Annotated in this window: 18 protein-coding genes, 6 tRNA genes and 1 other RNA gene; 21 read left to right on the top strand and 4 right to left on the bottom strand. The window is 65.9% G+C overall.

Features of this window, described 5'->3' with window-relative positions; translation table 11 throughout:
- Nucleotides 1–83 precede the first annotated feature (83 nt).
- The 4 genes from msrB (at nucleotide 84) to QMX82_RS06030 (ending at nucleotide 2445) form a co-directional block, all read left to right on the top strand.
- Complete coding sequence (gene msrB, locus QMX82_RS06045; RefSeq protein ID WP_208690859.1) at nucleotides 84–485, top strand: peptide-methionine (R)-S-oxide reductase MsrB; 402 nt, start codon at nucleotides 84–86, stop codon at nucleotides 483–485.
- Nucleotides 482–967 (top strand): glutathione peroxidase, encoded by a 486-nt coding sequence (locus QMX82_RS06040; RefSeq protein WP_208690860.1) that lies wholly within the window; start codon nucleotides 482–484, stop codon nucleotides 965–967. The genes msrB and QMX82_RS06040 overlap by 4 nt, the downstream gene beginning before the upstream one ends.
- Nucleotides 968–1072: 105 nt before the next feature.
- The gene (locus QMX82_RS06035; RefSeq protein WP_187979080.1) at nucleotides 1073–1960 is read left to right on the top strand and encodes an ATP-binding protein; all 888 of its coding nucleotides are present in this window, start codon (nucleotides 1073–1075) and stop codon (nucleotides 1958–1960) included.
- On the top strand, nucleotides 1957–2445 hold the full coding sequence (locus QMX82_RS06030) for a GAF domain-containing protein (RefSeq protein WP_208690861.1): 489 nt from the start codon (nucleotides 1957–1959) through the stop codon (nucleotides 2443–2445). Before QMX82_RS06035 ends, QMX82_RS06030 begins: the two co-directional genes overlap by 4 nt.
- A 25-nt stretch (nucleotides 2446–2470) precedes the next feature.
- Here the strand turns inward: QMX82_RS06030 and QMX82_RS06025 are convergent, their stop codons facing one another.
- Nucleotides 2471–3238: a hypothetical protein gene (locus QMX82_RS06025; RefSeq protein WP_252977105.1), complete on the bottom strand. Its 768-nt coding sequence runs from the start codon at nucleotides 3236–3238 to the stop codon at nucleotides 2471–2473.
- A 171-nt stretch (nucleotides 3239–3409) separates the two neighbouring features.
- On the opposite strand from QMX82_RS06025, the gene QMX82_RS06020 reads away from it, so the two are divergent.
- From QMX82_RS06020 to QMX82_RS05995, 6 genes are all read left to right on the top strand, one after another.
- Nucleotides 3410–3485: transfer RNA gene (locus QMX82_RS06020), tRNA-Glu, on the top strand.
- 6 nt (nucleotides 3486–3491) lie between these two features.
- Nucleotides 3492–3567 (top strand) — tRNA-Gly (locus QMX82_RS06015).
- A gap of 64 nt (nucleotides 3568–3631) precedes the next feature.
- A tRNA-Glu gene (locus tag QMX82_RS06010) sits at nucleotides 3632–3707 on the top strand.
- A gap of 4 nt (nucleotides 3708–3711) precedes the next feature.
- A tRNA-Gly gene (locus QMX82_RS06005) sits at nucleotides 3712–3787 on the top strand.
- Between the two features lie 64 nt (nucleotides 3788–3851).
- Nucleotides 3852–3927 (top strand) — tRNA-Glu (locus tag QMX82_RS06000).
- 4 nt (nucleotides 3928–3931) lie between these two features.
- Nucleotides 3932–4007: transfer RNA gene (locus tag QMX82_RS05995), tRNA-Gly, on the top strand.
- Between the two features lie 91 nt (nucleotides 4008–4098).
- On the opposite strand, the gene QMX82_RS05990 is transcribed toward QMX82_RS05995, so the two are convergent.
- Entirely contained in the window at nucleotides 4099–5094 is a 996-nt protein-coding gene (locus QMX82_RS05990) for a sulfate ABC transporter substrate-binding protein (RefSeq protein WP_208690862.1), read from the bottom strand.
- 167 nt (nucleotides 5095–5261) lie between these two features.
- Between QMX82_RS05990 and smc the strand changes: the two genes are divergently transcribed.
- From smc to QMX82_RS05935, 11 genes are all read left to right on the top strand, one after another.
- Nucleotides 5262–8747: a chromosome segregation protein SMC gene (gene smc, locus QMX82_RS05985; RefSeq protein WP_282281528.1), complete on the top strand. Its 3486-nt coding sequence runs from the start codon at nucleotides 5262–5264 to the stop codon at nucleotides 8745–8747.
- Between the two features lie 205 nt (nucleotides 8748–8952).
- Complete coding sequence (gene zipA, locus QMX82_RS05980) at nucleotides 8953–9840, top strand: cell division protein ZipA (RefSeq protein ID WP_282281527.1); 888 nt, start codon at nucleotides 8953–8955, stop codon at nucleotides 9838–9840.
- 114 nt (nucleotides 9841–9954) lie between these two features.
- The gene (gene ligA, locus QMX82_RS05975) at nucleotides 9955–12339 is read left to right on the top strand and encodes an NAD-dependent DNA ligase LigA (RefSeq protein WP_282281526.1); all 2385 of its coding nucleotides are present in this window, start codon (nucleotides 9955–9957) and stop codon (nucleotides 12337–12339) included.
- A 286-nt stretch (nucleotides 12340–12625) separates the two neighbouring features.
- Nucleotides 12626–12722, top strand: an RNA gene (gene ffs / locus QMX82_RS05970) — signal recognition particle sRNA small type.
- Nucleotides 12723–12892: 170 nt separating this feature from the next.
- Complete coding sequence (locus tag QMX82_RS05965) at nucleotides 12893–13174, top strand: hypothetical protein (protein WP_208690866.1); 282 nt, start codon at nucleotides 12893–12895, stop codon at nucleotides 13172–13174.
- Nucleotides 13175–13352: 178 nt separating this feature from the next.
- Nucleotides 13353–15344: a DNA polymerase III subunit gamma/tau gene (gene dnaX / locus QMX82_RS05960; RefSeq protein ID WP_282281525.1), complete on the top strand. Its 1992-nt coding sequence runs from the start codon at nucleotides 13353–13355 to the stop codon at nucleotides 15342–15344.
- A gap of 33 nt (nucleotides 15345–15377) precedes the next feature.
- Complete coding sequence (locus tag QMX82_RS05955; RefSeq protein WP_007162246.1) at nucleotides 15378–15704, top strand: YbaB/EbfC family nucleoid-associated protein; 327 nt, start codon at nucleotides 15378–15380, stop codon at nucleotides 15702–15704.
- Between the two features lie 62 nt (nucleotides 15705–15766).
- On the top strand, nucleotides 15767–16366 hold the full coding sequence (gene recR / locus QMX82_RS05950; RefSeq protein ID WP_133859285.1) for a recombination mediator RecR: 600 nt from the start codon (nucleotides 15767–15769) through the stop codon (nucleotides 16364–16366).
- Between the two features lie 98 nt (nucleotides 16367–16464).
- Nucleotides 16465–16974: a sigma-70 family RNA polymerase sigma factor gene (locus QMX82_RS05945; protein ID WP_133859284.1), complete on the top strand. Its 510-nt coding sequence runs from the start codon at nucleotides 16465–16467 to the stop codon at nucleotides 16972–16974.
- Nucleotides 16971–17903 carry a DUF4880 domain-containing protein gene (locus QMX82_RS05940; protein WP_282281524.1) on the top strand — a complete coding sequence of 311 codons (933 nt, stop codon included), beginning with the start codon at nucleotides 16971–16973 and terminating at the stop codon, nucleotides 17901–17903. The genes QMX82_RS05945 and QMX82_RS05940 overlap by 4 nt, the downstream gene beginning before the upstream one ends.
- Nucleotides 17904–17980: 77 nt before the next feature.
- On the top strand, nucleotides 17981–20398 hold the full coding sequence (locus QMX82_RS05935; protein ID WP_282281523.1) for a TonB-dependent siderophore receptor: 2418 nt from the start codon (nucleotides 17981–17983) through the stop codon (nucleotides 20396–20398).
- Between the two features lie 44 nt (nucleotides 20399–20442).
- Here the strand turns inward: QMX82_RS05935 and fnr are convergent, their stop codons facing one another.
- The gene (fnr, locus tag QMX82_RS05930) at nucleotides 20443–21174 is read right to left on the bottom strand and encodes a fumarate/nitrate reduction transcriptional regulator Fnr (RefSeq protein WP_007162251.1); all 732 of its coding nucleotides are present in this window, start codon (nucleotides 21172–21174) and stop codon (nucleotides 20443–20445) included.
- Nucleotides 21175–21237: 63 nt separating this feature from the next.
- The gene (hemN, locus tag QMX82_RS05925; RefSeq protein ID WP_208690872.1) at nucleotides 21238–22620 is read right to left on the bottom strand and encodes an oxygen-independent coproporphyrinogen III oxidase; all 1383 of its coding nucleotides are present in this window, start codon (nucleotides 22618–22620) and stop codon (nucleotides 21238–21240) included.
- Between the last annotated feature and the right edge of the window lie 55 nt (nucleotides 22621–22675).

Here is a 22675-nt window from a genome sequence, read left to right as displayed (position 1 = left end):
CGGGGGCGGATGCCAGACTGAGCGGGAATCATACGGCCGCATCGCCTGTTACAAAAGATGCGCCGGCATCCAGCGAGGTCATCATGGAAAAAGTACAGCGTAGCCCGGAAGACTGGCGTGAGCGCCTGACCGACGATCAGTTTCGCGTCTGTCGCCTGGCCGCGACCGAAAGACCCTACACCGGCGCCTACTGCAATACCAAGACGCCCGGCGTCTATCACTGCGCCTGCTGTGAGCTGGAACTGTTCGACTCCAGTACCAAGTTCGATTCCGGCTGCGGCTGGCCCAGCTATTACGCGCCCATCGCCGCCGAGGCGGTAAGGGAAAAGGAGGACTTCAGTCACGGCATGCACCGCGTCGAGGTGCTCTGCGCCCGTTGCGATGCGCACCTGGGACACGTCTTTCCCGACGGTCCGCCACCGACCGGCCTGCGCTACTGCATCAATTCGGTGGCCTTGCAGCTGCAACCCAGGGCCTCCGCGTGATCAAGGACCTTCTCAGCCTGCCGTTCGAAACGGCTGACGGCCAGCGGGCCTGCCTGGCCGACTGGCCGGCGCGGGCCTATCTGGTGGTCAATACCGCCAGTCGTTGCGGCTTCACCCGCCAGTACGATGGCCTCGAGCTGTTGCAGCAGCGCTATCTGGCCCAAGGGCTGCGGGTGATCGTCTTTCCCTGCAATCAGTTCGGCGGCCAGGAGCCCGGCAGCAATGCCGAGATCCAGACCTTCTGCCTGACCCGCTTCAACGTCAGCTTTCCAGTGATGGCCAAGCTCGACGTCAACGGCGACGGCGCCCATCCGCTGTTCGTCGCCCTCAAGCAGGCGGCCCCGGGCCTCCTGGGCGGCGCGATCCGCTGGAATTTCACCAAGTTTTTGGTCACCCCGGCGCAGGGGCGCGTGCAGCGCTTTGCGCCCATCACCCGGCCGTCGCAGCTGGAAAAGCACGTACGCCAGGCGCTGGCGTCCTAGCCCCTGGTTCGTCCGGCCTTTGTCTGGAAGGTGAAGGTCATACGATAATGCGCGGCCTGGCTGGCGGCTGGCCCGTTTCTCTTCTTGTCGTCAAGGATCATCCCTGTGAATGCCTCCCTAGAAGACTTTCTGCTCCACGCGCGGCAGGTGCTGGAGCGTCTCGAACCCCTGTTGCCCCATCGTCGCGAGCCGCTGGACTGGCAGCGCTGCTATGCCGCGCGCTGGCGCCGGGAAGGCCATGGCGGCTATTTGCAGCCGCTCGAGGTCAATCTGGAACTGCGCCTGGCCGATCTGCTGGGTATCGAGCGCCAGCGCGACCAGCTCGCCCGCAATACCCGGCAATTCGTGGCTGGACTGCCGGCCAACCACAGTTTGCTGTGGGGCGCGCGGGGCACCGGCAAGTCGTCGCTGATCCGGGCGTTACTGGCGGAATATGCCGGAGAGGGTCTGCGGCTGATCGAAATCGAACGTGACGATCTCGCCGATCTGCCCCGCGCCGTGGAGCAGCTCGCCGGTCAGCCGCAGCGCTTCGTGGTGTTCTGTGACGACCTTTCCTTCGATTCCGGCAGCGACGACTACCGGGTGCTCAAGAGCGTGCTGGATGGCTCCCTGGAGCAGGCGCCGGACAACGTGGTGCTCTATGCCACCTCCAACCGGCGTCATCTGGTGGCCGAGCGGCAGAGCGACAATGCCAACTGGGAGCACGTTGACGGCGAATTGCATCCGAGCGAGGCGGCCGAAGACAAGATCGCCCTGTCGGATCGCTTCGGTCTGTGGCTGTCCTTCTATCCCTTTACCCAGGATCACTATCTCGCCGTGGTGCGCCACTGGTGCGCGACCCTGGCCGGCAAGTCCGGCCTGCAGCTGGAGTGGTCCGAAGAAGCCGATCGCGAGGCCATCCGCTGGGCTTCCGGGCGCGGCAACCGCAATGGCCGCTGCGCCTATCAATTCGCCCGGCAATGGGTCGGGCTCAAACTGTTGGAGAAAGCATGACCGTAGAACTGACGGGCGTAGGGGCGGGACTCGAAGGCTACGCCATGCTGGCCGCCCAGGTGGAAGCCCTGCTGGCCGGTGAGCGCAATCTGGTGGCCAATGCCGCCCAGCTGTCGGCCTTCATCTATCAGGAGGTGCCGGACTTGAACTGGGCCGGCTTCTATTTCGTCGAGGATGGGGACCAGCTGCTGCTCGGGCCTTTCCAGGGCAAGGTGGCCTGCATGCGCATTCCCTTCAGCAAGGGCGTGTGCGGGGCCGCCGCCCGCGAGCGGCGTACCCAGCGCGTCGAGGATGTCCATGCCTTTCCCGGACATATCGCCTGTGACGCCGCTTCGCGCAGCGAGCTGGTGGTGCCGCTGGTCCATGGCGGTCGCCTGATCGGCGTACTGGATCTGGACAGTCCGCATCCGGGGCGCTTCAGCGCAGCGGATCAGGCCGGTATCGAAGCGCTGGTAGCGGCCTTTCTGGTCGCGACCGACTGCTGATCGCCGGAGGAGGGCAGGGAAGCCCTCACTCGTAGTCGTTCTTCTTGCGCCAACTGTCGTCCTTGAGCGTGTCCACGCTGTCCGACAGCTCGTTGGAGCTGCTGCTGGCCTGCTCGACCATTTCGCTCTGCTGGCGTTTCACCTGGGTGATCTGCTCTTCCAGATGGGCCAGCAACTCGGTATAGCGCTCGGGTTGCTGCTGCTTGCGAATCTGCATGATCGCCCGCTCGTACGACTGCCGCGCCTGGATGTAGTGCTCGCTCTTGATCTGCTGTTCGGCCTGGTAGCGGAAGAATTCCACATAGGTCGCCGTGAGCAGGTAGCGCATCTCGCCGACCCAGCGCTGCGCTTCCTGGCCGTCGAGAATGCCGATCTGGTTGGCATGGGCGACGAGTGCATGGAGCATTTCCAGATAACCGCGGACTTCCTTGACCCGCGCCTCGGTATGCACCGGCCGGGCAGCGTTAGCGACTTCGATGTCGTCGCCCTTGGCCAGGGCTTCTTCCAGTTCGGTCTTGCGTGCGGTGAGGCTGGCGGAAGGCGTCTGCAGGGCGGCGAGGCGGGCGATCAACCCCAGCTCGATGCGGTGAAACAGCTGCTTGAGCGCCGGGGTCATCAGCTGGCCGGGCAGGCTGCCGCCCAGCTGGGCGCAGCGCTTGATGCGGTCGGTGAGATCGGCGACCAGGCGCTGCTTTTCCAGGCGTCCCGCTTCGAGCTTCTGGTTGACGAAGGCGATCATGATCAACACGAGGATGCCAAGTCCCACTACCGCTGCAATCATCGTTGAGGACATGACCTTCTCCATGGTGCTTGCCCGCCGTTTGTCGTGCGAGCGAAGTCGTTGATTTGAAAAGTATTTAATCAGCTATTGACGCCCAGGGTAAGGCTCCCTAGAATGCGCGCACTCCCAACGGCGGCAAGCGCCAGCCGAGTGGTAGGTTAGGGTCCTCAGGGATTCTACCTGGTCCCCTTCGTCTAGTGGCCTAGGACACCGCCCTTTCACGGCGGTAACAGGGGTTCGAGTCCCCTAGGGGACGCCAAAAATTGCGGGAATAGCTCAGTTGGTAGAGCACGACCTTGCCAAGGTCGGGGTCGCGAGTTCGAGTCTCGTTTCCCGCTCCAAATACAATCCGGTTGCCCTCGGGCAGGCGGATGCAAGGTGAAAGGCCTTGCGGAAAGAGGTTTCGTCCCCTTCGTCTAGTGGCCTAGGACACCGCCCTTTCACGGCGGTAACAGGGGTTCGAGTCCCCTAGGGGACGCCATATTGCGGGAATAGCTCAGTTGGTAGAGCACGACCTTGCCAAGGTCGGGGTCGCGAGTTCGAGTCTCGTTTCCCGCTCCAAACACAATCTCACGGTTTCATGACAGTGGGATGCAAGGTGAAAGGCCTTGTGGAAAGAGGTTTCGTCCCCTTCGTCTAGTGGCCTAGGACACCGCCCTTTCACGGCGGTAACAGGGGTTCGAGTCCCCTAGGGGACGCCATATTGCGGGAATAGCTCAGTTGGTAGAGCACGACCTTGCCAAGGTCGGGGTCGCGAGTTCGAGTCTCGTTTCCCGCTCCAAACACACAAAAACACCGCCTCAGGGCGGTGTTTTTGTGTGCGCGTCTTTCCGGTCCGCCAGACGCCCGGCATCAGGCCGGGCGCGAGCCGCTCACTGGGGCGTATAGATCTGGTCGAAGACACCGCCATCGGCGAAGTGGGTCTTCTGGATGCCGCTCCAGGCACCGAATTCCTTCTGGGCATCGATCAGTTCGAGCTTGGGAAAGCGATCGCCGTACTGCGCCAGAATCTGGGCATTGCGCGGACGCAGGAAGTTGTCCGCGGCGATCTTCTGGCCTTCGTCGGACCAGAGATACCTGAGGTAGTCCTCGGCCTCGGCGCGGGTGCCCTTCTTGTCGACGACACTGTCGACCACGCTCACCGGCGGCTCGGCCTGTACCGAGATGCTCGGATAGACCACCTCGAAGCCGCCGCGACCGAATTCCCGCGCGATCATCTCGGCTTCGTTCTCGAAGGTCACCAGGACATCGCCCTGCTGGTTCTTCATGAAGGTGGTGGTGGCGGCGCGACCGCCGGTATCCAGGATGGGTACGTGCTTGAACAGCTCGGCAACGAAGCCGCGGGCCTTCTGCTCATCGCCACCGGGTTGGCGCAGGGCGTAGGTCCAGGCGGAAAGATAGGTGTAGCGACCATTCCCGGAGGTCTTGGGATTGGGCACGATCACCTGGACGCCGTCCTTGAGCAGATCGGACCAGTCATGGATGCCCTTGGGGTTGCCCTGGCGGACGATGAGCACCGTGGCCGAGGTGAAGGGTGCGCTGCGATCGGGCAGGCGGCTTTCCCAGTCCTTGGGCACCAGGCCGCGATCGGCGAGGGCCTGGATGTCGGTCGCCTGGTTCATGGTGATGACGTCGGCCTGCAGACCGTCGATGACCGCGCGCGCCTGCTTGCTGGAGCCGCCATGGGACATCTGGATCACCGGCGTTTCGCCGTGCTCGGCTTTCCAGTGCGCCTGGAAGGCCGGGTTGTAGTCCTTGTAGAAGTCACGCATCACGTCGTAGGAGACGTTGAGCAGCGGCGGGGCAGCCAGGATCTGGGGGCTGGCCGCCAGGGCGGCGGCGAGCAGGGTGAGGCGAAGGATCTGCATGGGGGCATCCTGCGAGTGGGGGTGCGGGACTATAGCCTGTCGTCCCGGCAGCGTGCAGAACGCCTGGAAATAAGCTCATGCGCGGCGACGGCAGTCGTGGTCGCCAGTGGTAGACTTTCACCCTTTCGCCTGCGGTTGGCACGGCGCGGTGGACAAGGGCTCCTGATATGCGGTTGAGGTCGATCAAGCTGGCGGGATTCAAATCCTTCGTCGATCCGACGACGGTGAATTTCCCGAGCAACATGGCAGCGGTGGTCGGCCCCAACGGTTGCGGCAAGTCGAACATCATCGACGCCGTGCGCTGGGTGATGGGCGAGAGTTCGGCCAAGAATCTGCGCGGCGAGTCGATGACCGACGTCATCTTCAACGGCTCCAACAGCCGTAAGCCGGTGTCCCAGGCCTCCATCGAACTGATCTTCGACAACTCCGACCACACCCTGGTGGGCGAGTACGCGAGCTACGCGGAAATCTCCATTCGCCGGCGGGTGACCCGCGAAGGCCAGAACACCTATTTCCTCAACGGCACCAAGTGCCGCCGGCGCGACATCACCGACATCTTCCTTGGTACCGGCCTCGGCCCGCGCAGCTATTCGATCATCGAGCAGGGAATGATCTCCAAGCTGATCGAGGCGCGTCCCGAGGATCTGCGGCACTACATCGAGGAGGCCGCCGGCATCTCCAAGTACAAGGAGCGGCGGCGCGAGACCGAGAATCGCATCCGCCGCACCCAGGAGAATCTCGCCCGCCTGACCGATCTGCGTGAAGAGCTGGAGCGTCAGCTGGAGCGGCTGCACCGTCAGGCACAGTCGGCCGAGCGCTTTCAGGCGTTCAGGCAGGAGGAGCGGCAACTCAGGGCGCAGTTGCAGGCGGTGCGCTGGCGCGAACTGGATGGTCGCGTCGAGCAGCGCGAAAAGGTGATCCGCGACCAGGAGACCGCGCTCGAGGCCCTGACTGCCGAGCAGCGACAAGCGGATGCCGGTATCGAGCGGCTGCGCGATGGTCATCACGAGCTGAGCGAAGCCTTCAACCTGGTGCAGGGTCGCTTCTACTCCCTGGGGGGTGACATCGCCCGCCTGGAGCAGACCATCCAGCATGGTCAGCAGCGCCAGCGGCAGTTGCAGGACGATCTGCGCGAAGCCGAACAGGCCCGCAGCGAAGCCGAGTCCCACCTGGAGCACGATCGGGTGCTGCTCGCCACCTTCGAAGAAGAGCTGGCGATGCTCGAACCCGAGGAAGAGGCGGCCCGGGAGCTGGGCGAGGAGGGCGGTGCCGCGCTGGAAGAGGCGGAGCTGGCGCTGGCGGACTGGCAGCAGCGCTGGGAGGCGCTCAGTGCGGCGAGCGTCGAGCCGCAGCGGGAGGCGGACGTGCAGCAGGCACGCATCCGCTCGCTGGAGCAGAGTCTGGAGCGCGGCACGGAGCGCCGGCGTCGACTGCGCGACGAGCGCACCCTGCTGGGCGAGGACGGTCCGTCCGAGCGCCTGGTCATGCTGGAAGAGCAGATCGCCGAAGACGAGTTGCTGCTGGAAGGCCTGGCCGAGCAGGAATTGCAGGTCGCCGAGGGCCTGCAGCGGCTGCGGGAAGAATTGCTGGGGCTGGCGGGCGAGCAGAGTCAGCGTCAGGTCGAATTGCAGCGGCTGGAAGGTCGCATCGCCTCGCTGGAGGCCCTGCAGCAGGCGGCCCTCGCTCCCGCAACCGGGGTAGCCCAGTGGCTCGCAGCCGAAGGGCTCGACCAGGCGCCGCAGCTGGCCGACGAGGTGCAGGTCACCCCGGGTTGGGAACTGGCCGTGGAAACCGTGCTGGGTAGCGATCTGCAGGCGGTCTGCCTGGATGATCTGGCGTCCCTGCGGCTCGACACCTTCGCCAGTGGCGCCCTGAACCTGGCGCTGCCCGGTTCGGTAGCGGTGGCGGTGGGTAGCCTGCTGGAGCAGGTGCAGGCACCGCGCGACTTGTCGCCCTGGCTGGGTCAGGTGCTGATCGCGAACAGTTACGACGAGGCGCTGGCGCGGCGGCCGGCCCTGGCCCCAGGGCAGAGTCTGATCACGCCGGAAGGCTACTGGGTCTCCCGGTATTTCCTGCGCGTGCGGCGTGCTCAGGCGGCCGAGGGCAGTGTCCTGGCCCGCGGACGCGAACTGGAAGAGTTGCAGGCACGGCGCCTGGAGTTGAGCGAGGCGCTCGCCCTCCAGGAAGAACGGCTGGAAGAGCGTCGCGCGGCCCAGCAGCGGCTGGAAGGCGAGCGTGAAGAGGCGCGGCGGCGCCAGCAGCAGGAGCAGCAGCGGCTGGCCGAATCCCGCGCCCAGCTGTCCGCGCAACAGGCAAGGGCTGAACAGTTGAGCATCCGTCGTCGGCAGCTGGAGGCCGAGCTCAAGGATGTCGAGCAGCAGCTGGCGCATGAACAGGAGGAGTTGGGCGAATGCCGGTTGCGCCTGCAGGACGCCCTCGACGCCATGGCCGTGGATACCGAGCAGCGCGCGCTATTGCAGGAACAGCGCGACCGTCATCGGCAGGCGGTGGAAGCGGCGCGCCAGCGCCAGCGCCAGGCGCAGGAACAACTGCATCAGCTGACGGTGCGGCTGACCACCCTGAGAGCCCAGCGTCAGTCGACCCTCCAGGCGCTGGAGCGGCTTGAGTTGCAGACCGCGCGCCTCGGCGAGCGCTGCGAGCAGCTCAATCTCAATCTGGAGGAAGGCGGCGAGCCCCTCGACGAATTACGCCTGCGCCTGGAAGAGTTGCTGGAGCGGCGCCTGCAGGTGGACGAGGAGCTGCGCACGGCGCGGCTGGCGCTGGAGGATGCCGATCGGGAGTTGCGTGATTTCGAGCGGCGGCGCCTGCAGGCGGAACAGCAGGCCACGCTGCTGCGCGGCCAGCTGGAGCAGCATCGCCTGGAGTGGCAGGGCCTGGCGACCCGGCGCAGTGGCTTCGCCGAGCAGCTGGCGGCCGACGGCTACGACCTGCCGACGGTGATCGTGACCCTGCCCGCGGAGGCCAGCGAAGCCGCCTGGGAAGAGCAGCTGGAGGCGGTTGCGGCGCGTATCGCCCGACTCGGGCCGATCAACCTCGCGGCCATCGACGAATATCAGCAGCAGGCCGAGCGCAAGACCTATCTGGATGCCCAGAACGCCGATCTGGTGGAGGCACTGGAGACCCTGGAAAGCGTCATCCGCAAGATCGATCGGGAAACCCGCAATCGCTTCAAGGACACCTTCGACCAGATCAATCATGGCCTGCAGGCCCTGTTCCCAAAAGTTTTCGGGGGTGGCAGCGCCTACCTGGAACTTACTGGGGAAGATTTACTCGATACCGGGGTTGCGATCATGGCGCGGCCGCCGGGCAAGAAGAACAGCACCATTCATTTGTTGTCGGGCGGCGAAAAGGCCCTGACGGCGCTGGCACTGGTCTTTGCCATCTTCCAGTTGAATCCGGCGCCGTTCTGCATGCTCGATGAAGTGGATGCACCCCTGGATGACGCCAACGTCGGTCGCTATGCGCGGCTGGTCAAGAGCATGTCGGAGAAGGTGCAGTTCATTTACATCACGCACAACAAGATCGCCATGGAGATGGCCGATCAGTTGCTGGGTGTGACCATGCACGAACCGGGCTGTTCACGGCTGGTGGCGGTGGATGTGGAAGAGGCGGTGGCCATGGTCGATGCCTAGTGCCCCACAGCCTCGCGGCTAGGCGGTGTAAAGTTGGCAGCAGTCGTGCTAGCTTATGGCCGCGCTAGCGGTAAGTGGAAAAAGCTAGGAAGAACACTGACTTGGCGTAGGTTTCGGAGGTTTTGGAAAGACCTCGCAAGCGTCGACTTTCCAAAGTTTCCCGACGGGTGTCGGTCCATTATTTTCACAGGGGTATGTCTTTTTCATGGATATGGGTCTGCGCGAGTGGCTGATCATCATCGGCGTCATCGTCATCGCCGGTATTCTGTTCGATGGTTGGCGTCGCATGAGCGGCAAGGGCAAGCTCAAGTTCAAACTTGACCAGTCGCTGAACAGCCATCCGGAACACGAGGACGAGGATCCGGAAATCGTTGGCCCGACACGGGTGATAGAGCCCAGGGAGCCCTCCCTGGATGATCCGGGCGAGCCGACGCCACCGCGCTCCACCCAGCGCAAACGCCGCGAAGAACCCAGTGCCGAAAGCTTCGACCTGTCCGCCAGCGATGAAAGCCTGGCAGGCCTGGCCGTCGATTCCGATGAAGTCGCCACCCGTGGTCGCGACAAGCCGCGCAAGGAAAAGCCACTGAGCAGCAAGGCGCCCGAGCGCGAGCCGGTCAGCGAGCCCGTAAGCACGAGCAGCAGTCAGGCCGCCATGGCGCCGGTGGACGAGGTGCTGGTGATCAACGTCATCTCCCGTGACGAGAAGGGCTTTTCCGGGCCGGCGCTGCTGCAGAGCATCCTGGAAAGCGGACTGCGCTTCGGCGACATGGATATCTTCCATCGTCACGAGAGCATGTCGGGCAATGGCGAGGTGCTGTTCTCCATGGCCAACGCCGTGCGTCCGGGCACCTTCGATCTGGATGCCATCGACGACTTCCATACCCCGGCGGTGAGCTTCTTCCTGGGTCTGCCCGGTCCGCGCCATCCCAAGCAGGCCTTCGACCTGATGGTGGCAGCGGCGCGCAAGCTGTCGTCCGAGCTCAATGGCGAGCTGAAGGACGAGCAGCGCAGCGTCATGACCGCCCAGACCATCGAGCACTATCGCCAGCGCATCGTCGATTTCGAACGCAAGAGCCTGATGCTCAAGCGCTGATCGCGCCGGAGCGAACCAAGAGCAGCCTCGGCTGCTCTTTTTGTTTGTGAGTTTTGCCGCGGCGCCCCGGGTGCCGCCAGGGCCACCCCTGGGTGGCGACAGTGAGAGACCGCCATGACCGACGCCCAAGATGCCGTCAGCCGGATCGCCGCCCTGCGCAGCGAGATCGACGCCCACAACTACCGCTACTACGTGCTGGACGAGCCGAGCGTGCCCGATGCCGAGTACGACCGGCTGTTCGGCGAACTCAAGGCGCTGGAGGCCGAGCATCCCGAGTTGGTGACACCCGACTCGCCCACCCAGAGGGTGAGTGGCTCGGCCCTGGCCGCCTTTGGCACCATTCGCCATGAAGTACCCATGCTCAGCCTGGGCAATGCCTTCGCCGACGAGAACCTGCAGGATTTCGACCGCAGCGTGGGCAAGCGCCTGCGTGAGGAATTCGGCGAGACCGACTTCGCCGGACCGGATTCCGGTGTCGAGTACACCTGCGAGCCCAAGCTCGATGGGCTGGCGGTCAGTCTGCTGTACGAGAACGGCCTGTTGACCCGCGGCGCCACCCGCGGCGACGGTACCACCGGCGAAGACATCACCACCAATGTGCGCACCATCCGCAACGTCCCGCTGCGCCTGCAGGGCGAAGGGTGGCCGGCGGTGCTGGAGGTGCGCGGCGAGGTGTTCATCTCCCGCGCCGGTTTCGAGACGCTCAATGCCCGGGCCATGGAGAGCGGCGGCAAGACCTTCGCCAATCCGCGCAATGCCGCGGCCGGCAGTCTGCGCCAGCTGGATTCGCGGATCACCGCCCAGCGGCCGCTGGAGTTCTGCTGCTACGGTTTCGGACGGGTCGAGGGCCGGGCGCTGCCGGACACCCAGTACGACATTCTCCAGCAGCTCCGGAAATGGGGCATCCCCATCAGTCGCGAGCTGCGCAAGGTGCAGGGCGCGGAAGGTTGTCGTGCCTACTACCAGGACATCGGCCAGCGCCGCGATGCCCTGGCCTACGAGATCGATGGCGTGGTCTACAAGGTCAATCGGCTCGACTGGCAGGGCGAGCTGGGTTTCCGCGCCCGGGAACCGCGCTGGGCGCTGGCGCACAAGTTTCCCGCCCGGGAAGAGCTGACCGAATTGCTCAATGTCGAATTCCAGGTGGGGCGTACCGGTGCCATCACCCCCGTGGCGCGACTCAAGCCGGTGCAGGTGGCAGGCGTCACCGTGACCAACGCCACCCTGCACAACATGGACGAGATCGCCCGGCTGGGCGTGATGATCGGCGACAGCGTGATCGTGCGCCGCGCCGGCGATGTCATCCCGCAGATCATGCAGGTGGTGCCGGAGCGGCGACCGGCGGATGCCCGGCCGGTGGCGATCCCCACGCAGTGCCCGGTGTGCGGCTCGGCGGTGGAGCGCACCCAGCTGATCAAGCGCGGCAAGGGCAGGGAGTCGGTCAGCGAAGGCGTGGTCTATCGCTGTGTCGGCCGCCTGGCCTGCCAGGCGCAACTCAAGCAGGCAATCATCCACTTCGCCTCGCGGCGTGCCATGGACATCGACGGCCTCGGCGATCGCATCGTCGAGCAACTGGTGGATCGCGACCTGGTGAAGTCGCCGGCCGATCTGTACACCCTGACCTACGAGCAGGTGGTCGCGCTGGAAGGCTTCGCCGAGGTGTCCAGTCGCAACCTGCTGGCGGCCATCGAAGCCAGCCGACAGCCGGCGCTGGCCCGCTTCATCTTCGCCCTCGGCATCCCCGAAGTGGGCGAAGAGACCGCCAAGCGCCTGGCACGCGCCCTGGGCAGTCTGCAGCGCATTCGCGAGGCGCTGCCGGAGGTGCTGGTCTATCTGCCGGACATCGGGCCGGAGGTGGCCTTCGAGATCCACAACTTCTTCCAGTCCGCGCACAACCGCGAGGTCCTGGAGGCGCTGCTGGCCAACGGCATCGCGCTGGCGGACGAGGGTGAGGTGCACGCCGAATTCTCCGGCTATGCCGCCTTCGCCGACTTCCTCGACCAGTTGCACATTCCCTCTCTGGGCAAGACCGGCGCCAAGACCCTGGCTGCTGCCTTTCCCAGCCTGGCGGCCCTGATCGAAGGCTCCCAGGACTGGCTGACCTTCAAGACCCTCGCGGGTCTCAACGAACGGGCCAAGCAGGGGCTGCGCGAGTACTTCGCCGAGGCGGACAACGTCGCCCGGGCGCTGGCCATCGAGGCCCAGCTCAAGGCCTTTGGCATGCACTGGGAAAGCACCCGGCAGGCCGTGCAGGGCCTGCCGTTCGCCGGCCAGACCTGGGTGCTCACCGGAACGCTGGAGGCCATGAGCCGCGACGAGGCCAAGGAACGCCTGGAGGGCCTGGGCGCCAAGGTCTCGGGTTCGGTCTCGGCCAAGACCGCCGTGGTGGTCGCCGGTCCGGGGGCGGGGTCCAAGCTGACCAAGGCGAACGAGCTGGGAGTGAAGGTGCTGGACGAGGACGCCTTCCTGCAGATCCTCGAGGCCCAGGACGTTCGCTAACGAGAGGAGCAAGCTCCGGTCGTGCGGACAATCCCTGCGGCCGAGGCGGCTCGTCTTCACTGGATCTGGTACGGGTGGTCCTATCCTGGGGTCGCCTTGCTCAATACCCTTGTCTGGCTATCGCGGGCAGCAGGTCGTAGGCGTTTGATCCGGAGCGGGACAGTTTTGCCGTTCCGGGTATCATCCGTTGTCCCTTGGCGAACCTAAGTCCTTGTATGGCTTGCAACTTCGCCCCAACCGCGTAGAATGATGCACCTCACCTCAGGGTGAGGCGTTATGGTGGCTCTGTCGGTCCCCCCGCAACGATCAACCGTGAACCCGGTCAGGCCCGGAAGGGAGCAGCCGCAGCGGTGATGTCGTGTGCCGGGGTGTGGCTGGCGGGGCCACCTCCATTTCTGCCCCCCGCTTTTCCCCTTCCTTTTTGTCTCGCCGCTCAGCGCTCCGCGAAGCACGCCACACGGCTTTCGTGACGAAATGCACTGTTCTGGTTCATGGCTCTATGCCATCATGCGCGCCGCACCATCATTACTGGACGAATGTCCAAGGATTCATCGTGAAGAACGGACTCGAAAGCGCAGGACGCGCCCTGAGCAATGGCCTCCATCCGTATCGCGTCGACTGCCGGCGCGACACCGAGGCGACGCTGGTCGCTCAGATCCACCATCCCTCCGAGCCCCTGCTGCTGATCAGGATCGACCTGACCAACGAGGAGGCGAACAACCCCTTCAAGATGAACGCCACCGTGAGCCGCCTGCGCGGCCAGCTGGATGCCCTGGCAGCCTATGTCTCCAGCGTTGTCCTGGCCGACGGCGAAGACCACTGCCGGCGCGCCTGAAACGGCTTTTTCACTGCCGCTTCCCCTCCTGATCGCTTGAAAATCCGCCTGGCTGCCTCCATCTGGGGAGGTAGCGGCAGTCCGCGTGGCGGCGTTCCGATGCCACGCTGCGGGATGCATTCGCCGCCCCTCTTCGTTAGCATGTGCTCCCCCCACGTCTTCTCCTGATCAGGTCTCGATGAGTTACCAGGTTCTTGCGCGCAAATGGCGCCCGCGGTCGTTCCGCGAAATGGTCGGCCAGACCCATGTGCTCAAGGCGCTGATCAATGCGCTGGATAACGAGCGGCTGCACCATGCCTATCTGTTCACCGGCACCCGCGGGGTGGGCAAGACCACCATCGCGCGGATCCTGGCCAAGTGCCTGAATTGCGAGACCGGCGTCAGCTCGACGCCATGCGGCAGCTGCTCGGTATGCCGCGAGATCGATGAAGGCCGCTTCGTCGACCTCATCGAGGTGGACGCCGCCAGTCGCACCAAGGTGGAAGACACCCGCGAGCTGCTGGAGAACGTGCAGTACGCGCCGTCCCGCGGTCGCTACAAGGTGTACCTCATCGACGAGGTGCACATGCTTTCCACCCACAGCTTCAACGCCCTGCTCAAGACGCTGGAAGAGCCACCGCCCCACGTCAAGTTTCTGCTCGCCACCACCGATCCGCAGAAGCTGCCGGTTACCATCCTCTCGCGCTGCCTGCAGTTCTCGCTGAAGAACATGCCGCCGGAGCGGGTCGTTGCCCACCTGCAGCAGGTGCTCGCCGCGGAAGGCATTCCCTTCGAGGACGATGCGCTCTGGCTGTTGGGTCGTGCGGCCGATGGCTCCATGCGCGATGCCATGAGCCTGACCGATCAGGCGATCGCCTTTGGCGAGGGCAAGGTGCTGGCCGCCGATGTGCGCGCCATGCTCGGGACCCTCGATCATGGCCAGGTCTACGACGTACTCCAGGCCTTGCTGGAAGGCGATGGTCGCGCAGTGCTGGACGCGGTTCGCCATCTGGCCGAGCAGGGCCCCGACTGGAGCGGGGTGCTGGCCGAGCTGCTCAATGTGCTGCATCGCGTGGCCATCGCCCAGGTGCTGCCCGATGCGGTGGACAACGGCCAGGGCGATCGCGAGCGGGTGCTGAGCCTGGCGCAGACGCTGCCGGCGGAGGATGTCCAGTACTACTACCAGCTGGGTCTGGTTGGCCGGCGCGATCTGCCGCTGGCACCGGAGCCGCGCCATGGCTTCGAGATGGTCCTGCTGCGCATGCTGGCCTTCCGGCCGGCTGGCGCGGCGATTACCGAGCGACCGGCACTAAAGACGACGGGAGCCAGCCCGGCCACGGCTGACTCCAACCCCCGTCCGGTGGCCGCGGCGGTTCCGGTGGCCTCAACGCCTGCCCCCAGGCCTCAGGCAGCCCCTGCGCCTGCTCCCGAGCCGTCACCTGCAAGCAATACCACCCCTGTGGAAGTGCCGGTCGATCTTCCCTGGGAGGAGTCTGGGCAAGCAGAGGTCAAGGCGGCAGCGGCGCCAGCCCCCGCATCGGTGACACAGGTCGCTGCGCCCGCCGCTCAGGCGGCGCCCAGCGCCGCGCCCACGCCACGGGTCGAGACGACGCCGGACGCCACGGTGATCGCCGAACTGCCGGCGGACACCGCTGGTGACGATCTGGATGGTGACGAAGAGCCGCCACCCGCCGAGGATTACTACGAGGTGGGGCTGGACGACTATCTCGACAGCCTCGGCGAGCCGACTGCCGAAGCGGTGGCCGCGGCGCCGGCGCCGGCGGTGCAACCGGCTACGGGCCTGGCAGCCGATTGGCAGGCGTTGTTCCCCGATCTCAAGCTGGGCGGACTGACCGCCAGCATCGCCGCCAACTGCACCCTGGTGGCCATGGACGGCGATCGCTGGCACCTGCACCTGGATCCGGCGCAGAGCGCCCTGTTCAATGCCAACCAGCAGCGCCGGCTCAACGATGCGCTGAACCAGCAGCAGGGACGCCCCATTACGCTCGAGGTCACCATCCAGACCCCCGAGCAGGAGACGCCCGCCCAGGCCGCCGCGCGGCGCCGGGCGGAGCGGCAGCGGCAGGCGGAGTTGTCGATCCAGGACGACCCGCTCATCCGCCAGATGATGCAACAGTTCGCCGCCACGGTGCGCGCGGGTACCATCGAGCCGGTCGACACCCAAGCCTGACCGGTTCTCCATTCATAGTTCGAGGTAGCAGACATGATGAAAGGTGGCATGGCCGGCCTGATGAAGCAGGCCCAGCAGATGCAGGAGAAGATGCAGAAGATGCAGGAAGAGCTGGCGAACGCCGAAGTGACCGGTCAATCCGGCGCCGGCCTGGTCAGCGTCGTCATGACCGGCCGACACGACGTCAAGCGCGTCAGCCTGGATGACAGCCTGATGCAGGAAGACAAGGAAATCCTCGAAGACCTGATCGCCGCCGCGGTGAACGACGCCGTGCGCAAGATCGAGCAGAACAGCCAGGACAAGATGTCCGGCATGACCTCCGGGATGCAGCTGCCGCCCGGCTTCAAGATGCCTTTCTAAGACGCTCCAGCTGCGGGTGTCCGTCGGGCACCCGTTTCTCCCGCCTTCCAGTACGGTAGTCCATGAGCTTCAGTCCCCTGATTCGCCAATTGATCGATGCGCTCCGGGTCCTACCCGGGGTCGGCCAGAAGTCCGCCCAGCGCATGGCCCTGCAACTGCTCGAACGCGAACGCCAGGGTGGCCAGCGCCTGGCCACTGCCCTCAGCGCCGCCATGGAAGGGGTCGGGTACTGCAAGCGCTGCCGCACCCTCAGCGAAGACGAGATCTGCGGCTTCTGCGCCGACAGCCGCCGTGATGACAGCATCCTCTGTGTGGTGGAAGGCCCCATGGATGTCTTTGCCGTGGAGCAGACCGGCTATCGCGGGCGCTACTTCGTGCTCAAGGGGCACCTGTCGCCCATCGACGGCCTGGGTCCGGACGCCATCGGCGTACCCGAGCTCGAACGGCGTGTCAGCGAGGGCGGTTTCCAGGAAATGATCATCGCCACCAACCCCACGGTGGAAGGCGAGGCGACCGCCTACTACATCGCCCAGCTGCTGGCGCCCAAGGGCCTGACCATTTCCCGCATCGCCCATGGCGTGCCCCTGGGTGGCGAACTGGACCTGGTCGACGGCGGCACTCTGACCCACGCCTTTGCCGGGCGCAAGCCGATAGCGCTCTAGCACTGCGCTGTCCCGTCGCTGCGAGACGGCGACAGGCCTGTATCTTGTGATCGAGAAGCATTATCATTATCGGAAGTCAGCTGCTTCCGAGGATGGTGATGCAGACGCTCGAGTCCGACCGGCACGGACATATCCGGACCCTCTACCTGGACCACCATGGCTGGCTGCGCGAGCGGCTGCAGCGGCGGCTGGGTTGCCTGGGGCAGGCGGCCGATCTGGCCCAGGACACCTTCGTGCGGCTGCTGGCTCGGGAAGCCGAGCTGGAACGCCTGCGTGAACCCCGTGCCTTCCTGGCGACCGTCGCCCAGGGCCTGCTGGCCAACCACTGGCGGCGCCAGGCCCTAGAGCGCGCCTATCTCGATGCCCTCGCCGCGCAACCGCAGGCCGTGCAGCCTTCGCCGGAAGCTCAGGCCCTGATCCTGGAAACCCTCACCGAACTCGATGCGCTGCTCGACCGCCTGCCCGGCCGGGTGCGCCAGGCCTTCTTGCTGGCGCAACTGGAGGGGCTCACCTATGGCGTCATCGCCGAGCGGCTGGGGGTATCGGAGCGGATGATCAAGAAGTACATGGCCCAGGCCATGCTGCACTGCCTGGAACTGGTGTCTTGAGCGCGCTGACCCCCGGTCGTGGCGGACCTCTGGAGGAAGCGGCGGTGTGGTTCGCCGAACTGGCGGCCGACGAGGTGGACCCCGTCATCGAGCGGGCCTGGGAACGCTGGTTGCAGGCGGATAGCCGCAACGCCGTGGCCTGGGCGCGGGTGGAGGAAATCAGTGCGCGCTTCACCGGTCTGCCTGCGTCCGGGCGAATGGCCCTGGCGCGGCGTGACTCCCTGGGACGGCGCCGGGCGCTCAAGGTGCTGGGATTGGCCCTGGGTGGTCTGGCGCTGGGCTGGGCGCGGCCGGACGACTGGCGGCTGGGGCAGGGCGCCGACCTGAGCACGGCGGTCGGCGAGATCCGTGCCTTCGACCTGGCCGCCGGGGTGCGCGTCTGGCTCAACACCGACAGCCAACTCGCGCGCGGGGCCACGGCGGATCACTGGCGCTTGCTGCGCGGCGAGGCGCTGTTCGAAAGCCGAGAGGGGACGGCTCCCAGGGTGCTGGAGGCGGCGCCAGGTCGGATGCGCTTCGGGGCGGGTTGCTGCGCGGTCCAGGCGCGTGACGAGGGATTGGAGGTGGCAGCCTATCGGGGGGCTCTGCAGCTGCTGCCACGCCAGGCGCGGCCCGAGAGCCTGGCGCAAGGGACCCGGGCGCTGATGACGGCTACCGCCATACAGCCGCTAGGCCCGGTCGATCCGGGGCGGCAACTCTGGCGCCAGGGGCGGCTGGTGGTCGACGACTGGTCGCTGGCGGCGCTGGTGGCGGAGCTGGGTCGCTATCGACCGGGCCTGCTGACCTGCACCGCCACGGTCGCCCAGTTGCGGGTGGTGGGGAGCTATCCCCTGGCGGATACCGACCGCGCGCTGGCGGCCCTGGCCGAGAGCCTGCCGGTACGGGTGGAACGGCGCCTGCCCTGGTGGGTGCAGATCGTGCCCGCCTGAAAAAATATGGCGCGGGTGGTTCCCCTTTTTCGCGCTCGCGGGGCTTAGGGGAAACGATCTCCGTTTCGAGGCCCTCCATGTATCGCGATACCCGTTTCACCCTGCATCCGCTGCGCCGCGCCCTGCGCGTCTTCGCCCTGGCCATGCCGCTGGGCATCACCGGCCTGGCCATGTCCCCGGGCCTGGTCCAGGCGGCGCCCCTGGCGCAGGAATACCGCATCGAGGCGGGCAGTCTGGCCACGGTGGTGAGTACCTTCGCCGCCCAGAGCGGCGTACTGCTGTCGGCGCCCGCCCAGGGGCTGGAAGGTCGGCGCAGTCCGGGGCTGCAGGGCCGCTACACACCGGCCGACGGCTTCCAGCAGATTCTCCAGGGCAGTGGCCTGCAGGCGGTGCGGCAGGCCGATGGCAGCTATCGCCTGGAGGCGGTGGCCGCGACCGGCGTGACCTCCCTGAGTGATACCACGGTGACTGGCTTCGCCCTGGGCAATGCCCTGGGCGAGACCGATGGCTACCTGGCGACCCATAGCGACGTGGCCACCAAGACCAGCAAGGGCCTGCTGGAAACCTCCCAGTCGGTCTCGGTGGTGACCCGCGAGCAGATCGATGACCAGGGTGCCAAGACCGTGCAGCAGGCCATGAGGTACACCCCGGGCATCTTCACCGGCCAGATCGGCGCCTCCAATCGTTACGACTACGTGGTGATGCGCGGCTTCGCCGACAACAGCGTCGACAATGTCTTTCTCGACGGCCTCAAGACCATGGGCGACAGCGGTACCTTCAGCTCGCTGCAGGTCGATCCCTATTTCCTCGAGCGCATCGACGTGGTGAAGGGCCCGGCGTCGGTGCTCTATGGCCGCAGCCTGCCGGGCGGTCTGGTGGCCCTGACCAGCAAGAAGCCGCTGTACCAGCCCTATCACCAGGTCCAGGCCACCCTGGGCAATCTCGGCCAGCATGGTGCCGGCTTCGATTTCGGCGGACCGCTGGACGAGGAGGGGCGCATCGCCTATCGCCTGGTGGGTCTGGCGCAGCACAGCGACACCCAGTTCGACCATGTGGAAGAAGAGCGTTACGCCCTGGCGCCCAGCCTGGCCATCGACCTGAGCGACGAAACCACCCTGACCCTGCAGGCCTATCTGCAAAAGGACCCGGATGGCGGCTACCACAGTGGTGTACCAGCCGAAGGCAGCCTCTATCGCCGCAATGGCCGCTACATCAGCAACCACTTTTTCGACGGCGAACCCGACCACGACAAATTCGAACGCACCCAGCAGATGGTCGGCTATCAGTTCGAGCACAGGTTCAATGACGTCTGGAGCGCGCGGCAGAACTTCCGCTACGCCAAGTCGCGGGTCGAGCTGGAGCAGGTCTATGGCTACGGCTATGTCGGCGACAGCAACCTGCTCAATCGCTATTACTCCGGCGGCCGCGAGAACCTGCACGCCTATACCCTGGACAACCTGGTGCAGGCGGACTTCGACTGGGCCGGCAGCCGCCATACCCTGCTCGCCGGACTGGATTACCAGCGTCGCTGGACCCATGTGGATTGGCCCAGCGGCACGGCGGATGCGCTGGATGCCTTCGCGCCGAACTACGGTGGCCAGGTGACTATTTCCCCCGGCAGCGAATACCGCCGCGAACTGCAGCAAACCGGCGTCTACCTGCAGGATCTCATCGAACTGGATCGCTGGCGCTTTTCCCTGGGTCTACGCCAGGACTGGGTGGAGATCGGCATCGAGGATCGCCTGGCGGGCACCCGCAGCAGCGCGCGCCGTGGCCAGGCCAGCGGCCGTGCCGGAGCGCTCTATCTGTTCGACAACGGCCTGGCGCCCTACCTGAGCTATTCCACCTCCTTCAATCCCAACGCCTACAACGACGCGGCGGGCAATCCCCTGGAGCCCACCGAGGGCAAGCAGTGGGAGCTGGGCCTGAAGTACCAGCCGCCGGGCAGCGCCAGCTTCTATACCGCCTCGCTGTTCCATATCACCCAGGAAAACGTGGCGACCAAGTTGCCCCAGGAGGACTTCTATTCCTCGGTGGGCGAGATCCGCTCCCGTGGCCTGGAGCTGGAAGGCCATCTGCAGCTGGCCGAGCGCCTCAAGCTGCTGGGTAGCTACACCTTCACCGACATCGAGTACACCCAGGCGCTGGACGGCACCCAGGGCAATACGCCGAACCAGGCGCCTCGGCACCAGGCGTCGCTGTGGGGTGAGTACGAGCTGGCCGGACCGCTGGCAGGGTTCAGCGTCGGCGCCGGCGCACGCTACGTGGGCACCAGTTGGGCGGACAAGGCCAACACACTCAAGGTGCCGGCCTACACCCTGGTGGACGCCATGCTCGCCTATGACTTCACCCGTCTGGGGTTGCCGGGGCTGACCGCGCGGGTCAATGCCAACAACCTCATGGGCAAGGACTATGTGGCGTCCTGCTACAGCCTGGACTTCTGCTATTTCGGGGAGGAGCGCAACGTGACCGCGACGGTCAGCTACAGCTTCTAGACGGGCCGGGCGCCTGTCGCTGACTGAGCGGCAGGCACCAGCCGTCAGCCTTCCAGCTGACCACCCGCGAGGGCGCAGAGGCGGGCGGAGTCGAGGATGCGTACTTCCTTGCCTTCGGCCGCCAGCACACCGCTCTGCTGGAAGCGGGTGAACACCCGCGACACGGTTTCCACTGCCAGGCCGAGGAAGTTGCCGATCTCGTTGCGCGACATGCTCAGGCGGAATTGCTGGGCGGAAAAGCCGCGGGCATGGAAGCGTGCGGAGAGATTGACCAGGAAGGTGGCGATGCGCTCGTCGGCACTCTTCTTCGACAGCAGCACCATCATCTGCTGGTCGTCGCGGATCTCCCGGCTCATCACCCGCAGCAGCTGGCGGCGCAGTTGCGGCAGCTGTTCGGAGAGTTCATCCAGGCGCTCGAAGGGGATCTCGCAGACGGTGGTGGTCTCCAGCGCCCGGGCCGAGACCGGATAGCGCTCGGTGTCCATGCCCGACAGGCCGACCAGTTCGCTGGGCAGGTGGAAGCCGGTGATCTGCTCCTCGCCGGCATCGCTCAGGCTGCTGGTGCGCAGGGCGCCGGAGCGCACCGCATAGACCGAGCCGAAGGTATCGCCCTGGCGGAACAGATGGTCACCCTTGGCCAGCGGCCGGCCGCGCTTGACGATCTGGTCTAGGGCGTCCAGGTCTTTCAGATCGAGCGACAGCGGCAGGCACAGCGATGCGAGGCTGCAATCCTTGCAATGGGCCTGGGCGTTGCGCAGCTTGAGGGGCTCGGTCATGGGGGAAGATCGCTTCTCGTCTGGTTCCAAAAGTCTAACTTTAGCAGTGGTGGCAGGCATGGGTCATATCACCCGGGAAAAGCGCTGCTTGTCATGGTCCGCCAGGTAGCGGTCGAACAGCATGCACAGGGCACGGATCAGCAGGCGGCCCGGCGCCAGCACCTGCAGGCCGCGGGCATCGAGACGGATCAGGCCGTCGGCGGCCATGGCCTCGAGGTGCGGCCAGGCATCGGCGAAGTACTGGCGGAAATCCAGTTCGCAGCTGCGCTCGATGGCGGCGAAATCCAGCTGGAAATGGCAGATCAGCTGGGCGATCACCGCGCCGCGGATGCGATCGTCCCGCGAGCGACGCAGGCCGCGGGCCACCGCCAGTTCGCCCTGGCCCAGGCGTTCTTGGTAGCGGGCGAGGTCGGGGGTGTTCTGGCAGAGCACCTCGCCCACCTGGCTGATGGCGGAGACGCCCAGGCCGAGCAGGTCGCAATGGCCGTGGGTGGTGTAGCCCTGGAAGTTGCGCTGCAGGGTGCCGTCTTCCTGGGCGATGGCCAGGTCATCGTCGGGCAGGGCGAAGTGATCCATGCCGATGTAGCGATAACCCGCGGCCAGCAGCTGTTCCACGGTGCGCTGCAGCATCTCCAGCTTGGCCGCGGGGTCCGGCAGTTCGCTGGCTTCGATGCGCCGCTGCGGCGGAAAGCGCTGCGGCAGATGGGCATAGTTGAACACCGACAGCCGATGCGGCTGCAGTTCCAGCACCCGCTCCACGGTGTGGGCGAAGCTGGCCGGGGTCTGCCGCGGCAGCCCGTAGATGAGGTCCAGGTTGATGGAGCGATAGTCGAGGGCGCGAGCGGCCTCCACCAGGGTGCGGGTGTCGTCGAAGGGCTGCAGGCGATTGATCGCCAGCTGCACCTGCAGGTCGAGGTCCTGGACGCCGAAACTGACGCGGTTGAAGCCCAGCTCGCGCAGCAGGCCCATGGTGCTCCAGTCGGCTTCGCGCGGATCGATCTCGATGGAGTAGTCGCCGCGGTCGTCGTCGGCCAGGGTGAAGTGGCGGCGCAGGTCGGCCATCAGCTCGCGCAGCTGCATGGGATTGAGAAAGGTCGGGGTGCCGCCGCCGAGGTGCAGTTGTTCCACCCGCTGCCCGCCATCCAGGTGCCGGCTGGTGAGGATCATCTCCTGGCGCAGGGCGTGGAGGTAGGCGGCGCTGCGGCTGCGGTCCTTGGTGATGACCTTGTTGCAGGCGCAGTAGTAGCAGATGTTGGCGCAGAAGGGCACGTGCAGGTAGAGCGACAGCGGGCGTCCGGCCTGGCGGCTCAGGCGCAGGGCGCCGAGCAGGTCGAAGGGGCCGATGCCGTCGTGGAATTGCACGGCGGTGGGGTAGGAGGTGTAGCGGGGGCCGGCGCGATCGTAACGGGCGATGAGGTCGGCGTCCCAGGCGAGGGCGGCTGTCATGCCGGGCTCCAGTGGTTTCGAGGTGCCCAGTGTGAGGGGCAGGCTCCGGGCTTTA

The sequence above is a fragment of the Pseudomonas sp. PS02302 genome, assembly GCF_029959585.1.
Taxonomy (GTDB): domain Bacteria; phylum Pseudomonadota; class Gammaproteobacteria; order Pseudomonadales; family Pseudomonadaceae; genus Chryseomonas; species Chryseomonas aestiva.
This window is presented reverse-complemented; position numbering and strand designations above follow the sequence as displayed.